This window comes from Monashia sp. HAY1-2A, assembly GCF_056755315.1.
The window spans coordinates 1-246 of sequence record NZ_JBNDHY010000657.1; the positions used below are offsets into that span (position 1 = coordinate 1).

At 56.1% G+C, this 246-nt stretch carries 1 protein-coding gene; it reads right to left on the reverse strand.

Annotated elements, in window-relative coordinates:
- Positions 1 to 246: L-lactate permease (locus tag ACPYOM_RS23440; protein WP_481347818.1), on the reverse strand; the 246-nt coding region annotated here is incomplete at both ends.

Sequence of the window (246 nt, forward strand, 5' to 3'; positions counted from 1 at the left end):
TACCGGCCAGCACCAGCGCCATGGTCGAAGACATGCCGGAATAGTTGGTGACGAAGGCGAAGGCCAGCACCATGCCGATCGACAGAATAGGCCAGCGCAGTTCGTAGAAGGTCTCTTTCAAAGTGGTCAGACCAGTTTTGAAGTTGATCTTCAATACCAGCATCGAGATCAGCGCGGAGAAAAAAATCGCGGTGCCGGTCGCGGAAATCGGGTCGAGTTTGAACACGGCCGGGATGGCGGTTGGGG